The organism is uncultured Leptotrichia sp. (genome assembly GCF_938036635.1).
Taxonomy (GTDB): Bacteria; Fusobacteriota; Fusobacteriia; order Fusobacteriales; family Leptotrichiaceae; genus Leptotrichia; species Leptotrichia hongkongensis.
Genome location: NZ_CALHQO010000454.1, coordinates 1 through 1,707, shown reverse-complemented (window position 1 = coordinate 1,707; position 1,707 = coordinate 1). Strand labels below are relative to the sequence as shown.

Sequence of the window (1,707 nt, the reverse complement as noted above, 5' to 3'; positions counted from 1 at the left end):
GTTCCACAAAGGTTTTTATTTTTTTTATAGTCCTTGTATATTTTTCTAAATACTGCAAATACGATTGCAGCTGCAATTATAGCGATTATAACTGTTTTTATTATCATTTTCTGCACTTCCTTTCAAAATTTTATTTCATATCTATATAAATAGCCTTGCGATATTGAAGAATAAGGTTGATACTACGTAAGGCAGAATTAACAGCATTGACACTTGAAATGCTAATAATTTCCATCCAAACTCTTGTTTTAAAGCTCCCATTGCTACGGCACATGGCACTACCAAAAGGACATACAGCATAAATGAGTATGCTCTTAATTGACCATATTTATCATTCCACAAGCTTCTAATTGCGGGAATGATATTTCCACCTGCATCTTGGTCAAGCTCCTCCTGACTTTTCATTTCCAATGTCGCAATTTTGAAGGTTGCAATATGTCCTAATGATTTTACTGACTCTACTGCTGCTCCTCCCAATCCAACTACTTGATCTTTTAAATCTGATACAAAATTATATTCTTTTTTCTCATCATCTCCTTGAGATAATAAAATTTGTCCTAAAAATCCAACTACTGTTTCTTTTGCAATAATACTTGGCACAATAGAAGCTACAGGTTCCCATCTGTCACCAAAACCAGTTGGCTTGAATACAGGCTGAACAACTTTTGCTGCTTGACCTATATATGAACTTTCAGCATCTCCTTTATTTGGGAAATATTGAAAGAACCAAATAATTAATAAAATTCCTAAAACTATTGTAGTTGCTTTTTTTATGTAAGAAAAAGTTCTTGATTTCATATTGTTCCAAACAGCTTTTGCACCTGGAAGTCTGTATGGTGGCAATTCTATAAGTAACTCTGTGTTGTTTCCTTTAAAGTATTTAAATCTTTTTAATACAAAAGCTACTAAAAGAGCCATAAATACACCAAAAACATAGATTGAAACTACAACTAAAGCTGCATTTTTACTGAAAAACGCTGCCGCAAGTAATGAATAAACTGGTAATCTTGCTCCACATGACATAAATGTTGCGATAACTCCTGTCAATCTTCTTGTTTTTTCATCTTCCAATGTTCTTGTTGAATAAATTGCTGGAACTGTACATCCAAATCCGATTAGCATTGGGATGAATGCTTTTCCTGAAAGTCCAACTTTTGTCATCATTTTATTTAAAATAAATGCAACACGAGCCATATATCCGCTTTCTTCAAGGATTGCCATGAAGAAGTAAATAAAGAACATAAGTGGAACAAATGTCAATACCGAACCTACACCAGCCAAAATTCCATCAAGTATAAAGCTGCTTAACCAATCTGGCACTCCTTCGATGGCGTGACCTACATATTTTATGACGAAGTCACTGAAGAAACCATCAATCCAGTCGATAAACGGTGAACTTCCATCAAATACAATTACGAAGACAGCATAAATTATAGCAAGAAATGCTATCCCACCGAAAAACTTATTCAAAAGAATTTTGTCAATTTTATCAGTTAATGCAAATTTATCTCCAGTCCCTCTTTTTAGGTTCATTGAGATAATTCCACGCACTATTCCGTATCTTTCTCTTGCCAAAGCATCTTGAGGTTCAAGTCCATAACGATTCTCAATATTTTTCTTTTCAGTTTCTCCGATATTTGAAACACTTACTCCAAATTCAGTTTTTACTCTTGCCGCTACATTGGTATCATCTTCCAAAATTTTAAT

At 33.7% G+C, this 1,707-nt stretch carries 2 protein-coding genes; both read right to left on the bottom strand.

The window, feature by feature from the left end; all coding sequences use genetic code 11:
• Positions 1 to 107, bottom strand: a 107-nt coding sequence (locus tag Q0370_RS08975) for a FeoB-associated Cys-rich membrane protein (RefSeq protein WP_299574855.1), incomplete at its 3' end; no start/stop codon positions are given.
• A gap of 34 nt (positions 108 to 141) precedes the next feature.
• A partial coding sequence (gene feoB, locus Q0370_RS08970; RefSeq protein WP_299574853.1) for a ferrous iron transport protein B occupies positions 142 to 1,707 on the bottom strand: 1,566 nt, incomplete at its 5' end.